1 rRNA gene is annotated in these 1,845 nt (G+C 50.0%); it reads left to right on the top strand.

The window, feature by feature from the left end:
- Nucleotides 1–94: 94 nt before the first annotated feature.
- A 23S ribosomal RNA gene (locus E4F24_RS13865) occupies nucleotides 95–1,845 on the top strand; the annotation flags it as partial.

The following is a 1,845-nucleotide window of genomic DNA, read 5'->3' as shown; positions in this document are numbered from 1 at the left end:
ACGGACCCTCGGTCAAGGCCGAACTGTTATAGAGGTAGTATTACGAGTATATATATCAAAGCATCAGCATAGTAGCAAAAGGGCTATGTCTGAGAAGAAAGTAAATAAGGGCACACGGGGGATGCCTAGGCTCTCAGAGGCGAAGAAGGACGTGATAAGCTGCGATAAGCTACGGGGATTGGCAAATGCGAATTGATCCGTAGATTTCCGAATGGGGCAACCTAACATACTGAAGGTATGTTGTATAATACGCGAACGCGCTGAACTGAAACATCTAAGTAGGCGTAGGAGAAGAAAATAATAATGATTTCCCAAGTAGTGGCGAGCGAACGGGAAAGAGCCCAAACCCATCTTGTTACGGCAAGATGGGGGTTGTAGGACCACGACGTTGTATTGTCGCTATGAACTGGAAGCAGGTGGGAAACTGCGCGGTATGGGTGATAGCCCCGTACAGGTAAAGAATGACAGCATAGTGGTATCCTGAGTACCGCGGGACCGGAGAAATCCTGTGGGAATCCACCAGCACCATCTGGTAAGGCTAAATACTCCTGAGAGACCGATAGTGAACCAGTACCGTGAGGGAAAGGTGAAAAGAACCCCGAACAGGGGAGTGAAAAGAACCTGAAACCGTGTGCTTACAAGCGGTTGGAGCGGAGAGATTCCGTGACAGCGTGCCTTTTGCATAATGAGCCTACGAGTTACTCTTTACTGGCAAGGTTAAGCGGTTAAGCCGCGCAGCCGCAGCGAAAGCGAGTCTGAATAGGGCGTATAGTCAGTAGAGGTAGACGCGAAACCTTGTGATCTACCCTTGGGCAGGTTGAAGTTGCGGTAACACGTAATGGAGGACCGAACCGATAAACGTTGAAAAGTTTCCGGATGACCTGAGGGTAGGGGTGAAAGGCCAATCAAACTGGGAAATAGCTCGTACTCCCCGAAATGTTTTTAGGAACAGCGTCGGCATCGAGTCTTCTAGAGGTAGAGCTACCGATTGGGTGCGGGGGAGTCAAATCCTACCAAATCCAGACGAACTCCGAATGCTAAGAAGATATGGCCGGCAGTGAGGCTTTGGGTGCTAAGGTCCAAGGCCGAGAGGGAAAGAACCCAGACCATCAGCTAAGGTCCCAAAATATAGTCTAAGTTGAACTAACGAGGTCCGGTTGCCCAGACAGCTAGGATGTTGGCTTGGAAGCAGCCATTCATTTAAAGAGTGCGTAACAGCTCACTAGTCGAGCGACCGGGCGTGGATAATAAACGGGCATCAAGATTATTACCGAAGCTATGGATTCATACTGAAAGATGTATGTCTGGTAGGGGAGCATTCCAGCGCCGGAGAAGCAGCATGGCAATGTGCTGTGGAGGTTCTGGAAAAGCAAATGTAGGCATAAGTAACGATAAGGCGGGTGGGAAACCCGCCCACCGAAAGACTAAGGTTTCCTGATCAACGCTAATCGGATCAGGGTTAGTCGGGGCCTAAGGCGCATCCGAAAGGAGATAGCCGATGGACAACTGGTTAATATTCCAGTACTTTTCTTAACTGCGATGTGGTGACGGAGTAGTGACACTGCCGCGGACTGACGGAATAGTCCGTTAAAAGGCGTAGGTATACCGATTGTAGGCAAATCCGCAACCGGTGCTGAACCCCAATAGTACTGCAAAGCTTCGGCGGCGCAGATAGAGCAGGTAATCAGACTTCCAAGAAAACCCGCTAAGCTTCAGGTTAAGAAAACCCGTACCGTAAACCGACACAGGTAGTCGAGGAGAGGATCCTAAGGTGCTCGAGTGAATCATGGCTAAGGAACTCGGCAAAATGGCCCTGTAACTTCGGGAGAAGGGGCGCTTCCTCCA

This window comes from Sphingobacterium lumbrici (genome assembly GCF_006476045.1).
Classification (GTDB): domain Bacteria; phylum Bacteroidota; class Bacteroidia; order Sphingobacteriales; family Sphingobacteriaceae; genus Sphingobacterium; species Sphingobacterium lumbrici.
The sequence above is the reverse complement of the archived record's forward strand: the minus strand, read 5'-3'. Positions and strand labels throughout refer to the sequence as shown.